Genomic DNA, 2,471 nt, shown 5'->3' on the forward strand with positions numbered 1-2,471 from the left:
TAAAATATAACATTTATATATTAATGATATTCAATTATTTTTAAAGGATCCACAATGGTGATATTCAATCTTTGTACAATTGGATTTTATAAGTAATGTAGTAAAAATAATGAATGGCACAGCGAAAATATATAACTATGTATTATTTGTATTTATCTTACCAGCAATAATTTATTATTTATAAGCTTCTTATCAAGAAGGAAAAAAACACTAGCTTAATGACAGTGTTTTTTCCCCTATAATCTACGGAGCAATATATTTTATTTAGGCAAAAAGAGGTTATTATGATTAAAAAAATAGAATAGGCACAATTATATCGATTATAATACCGGTTTTATTGATTTTATCCATTGTTAATGTCACATACAAAATTATTATAATTGAATTTTTTGGAGTCTCTATAATTTTACCTGTATTTCTTTGTCCAATTGGATTTATCCTAGCTATTTTTTCCCATCAAGTAGATAAAAATATCGGAGCGAAAATCGGGATAATATTAAATGTGGTAGTAATTTTGATTCCTTTTATTTGGATGATGGGAATTATTATGTAGTTAAAATGTATTCCGGACATATCTCCTATACCACTAAATCTATGAGGAAATAAAAAAAGAAGAGAATTTTTATAATTCTCTTCCTTTTTTATTTACGAGAAATTTCGTTTTCAATTGTTGTTTAGTATTTCGAAAAATGCTGTAGAATTTTTCTCTATCATTATAACAGTATAAAAGTTGGTTCTAAGATGCAATATTGCATATAGGAGTGTATTGATATCAACATAATTGCTTACCACCATGAAAGCTTAAAGCTGCATCACATCTTAACACATAAGTAGAGGAAGAAATAACATGAAAATGGAAATCGTAATTTTGAAATTTGTAAGTGGAGTTCTACCATTCGTAGCAGAACTTTTAAAAGCAGTAATGTAAGTTCATTATTACGCAATTATTAGGAATAACTTTTCATACAAATGATCTGTATATCAAAGATGAATTGATGTGCAGATCATTTGTGTGAGCAACCTTTAAACAAGAAAAAGAAGTCCAGAATCTTAAGGAATTCTTTTTTTATGTGTAATTATAAATTTAACATTTTTTACAAATGATCTTAATTTTATCATTTTAGCCAAGAAGACTCCTTCCTCAAGGAACGCGAAGTGAGTAAGTGGGAGATGAATTGGCTTCGGACAAGGGATGGAAGGAAGCCATCTTAATTGTTCGACATACATAAACTGTTACTTCACTACCTATCGAATGTACGTTTGTTGTATAATAGACACATATCGAAATGGAGGTGAAATGAATGATGATTAATAAAGCATATAAATTTCGTATCTATCCAAATAAAGCACAAGCAACCCTAATCAATAAAACGATTGGCTGTTCTCGTTTTGTATTCAATCATTTCCTATCTCTATGGGATAATGCATACAAAGAAACAGGGAAAGGTTTGACATATGGTACATGCTCTGCCAAACTCCCTGCCATGAAGAAAGAGTTTGTTTGGCTAAAAGAAGTGGATAGTATCGCGATTCAGTCGTCTGTTCGCAACCTTGCGGATGCTTATACACGCCTTTTCAAAAAACAAAACAATGCCCCGCGTTTCAAATCTAAGAAGAACAACGTACAATCTTATACCACAAAACAAACAAATGAAAACATTACCGTTGTAGGGAACAAAATAAAATTGCCAAAACTAGGTCTTGTTCGATTTGCCAAAAGTCGTGAAGTAACAGGACGTATTTTAAATGCTACAGTTAGACGGAATCCTTCTGGCAGATACTTTATGTCATTGTTAGTTGAAACAGAAGTGCAAGAACTTCCGAAAACAAACTCTTACATTGGAATGGATGTGGGACTAAAAGATTTCGCCATTTTGTCAGATGGAACTACCTATAAAAATCCGAAGTTTTTTCGATCATTAGAAGAGAAGTTGGCAAAAGCACAGCGTGTTCTTTCTAGAAGAATGAAAGGATCTTCTCGCTGGAATAAACAACGAGTAAAAGTAGCTAGAATTCATGAATACATGAAGAATGCTAGAAAAGATTACTTGGACAAAATCTCGACTGAAATCATCAAAAACCACGATGTTATCGGTATAGAGGATTTGCAAGTATCAAATATGTTAAAGAATCATAAGTTATCAAAAGCAATTAGTGAGGTATCATGGTCTCAGTTTCGAACTATGTTGGAATACAAAGCAAAATGGTACGGCAAACAAGTCATTGTTGTATTGAAAACATTTGCTTCAAGCCAATTATGTTCTTGTTGTGGATATCAAAACAAAGACGTTAAAAATCTAAACCTACGTAAATGGGACTGCCCTTCTTGCCTTACACACCATGATAGGGATATTAACGCAAGTATCAATCTAAAGAATGAAGCGATAAGGCTTCTAACCGCAGGGACTGTGGAGATAGCCTAATAAATTAGAGTTCGATAGAACTCTTTACTTAGGAATCCCCCTCTTCTA

2 protein-coding genes are annotated in these 2,471 nt (G+C 32.0%); both read left to right on the plus strand.

Going from position 1 to position 2,471, the window contains the following annotated elements:
• Positions 1-301 precede the first annotated feature (301 nt).
• Positions 302-553 (plus strand): hypothetical protein, encoded by a 252-nt coding sequence (locus BAU23_RS30615; RefSeq protein ID WP_071734803.1) that lies wholly within the window; start codon positions 302-304, stop codon positions 551-553.
• Positions 554-1,301: 748 nt separating this feature from the next.
• The gene (gene tnpB / locus BAU23_RS15725; RefSeq protein ID WP_071734804.1) at positions 1,302-2,423 is read left to right on the plus strand and encodes an IS200/IS605 family element RNA-guided endonuclease TnpB; all 1,122 of its coding nucleotides are present in this window, start codon (positions 1,302-1,304) and stop codon (positions 2,421-2,423) included.
• Positions 2,424-2,471 lie beyond the last annotated feature (48 nt).

Source organism: Bacillus nitratireducens (assembly GCF_001884135.1).
Taxonomy (GTDB): domain Bacteria; phylum Bacillota; class Bacilli; order Bacillales; family Bacillaceae_G; genus Bacillus_A; species Bacillus_A nitratireducens.

Excerpts from the sequence above, each read along its gene's own strand:
- tnpB (WP_071734804.1), top strand. The coding sequence starts at position 1,302 with ATGATGATTAATAAAGCATATAAATTTCGTATCTATCCAAATAAAGCA.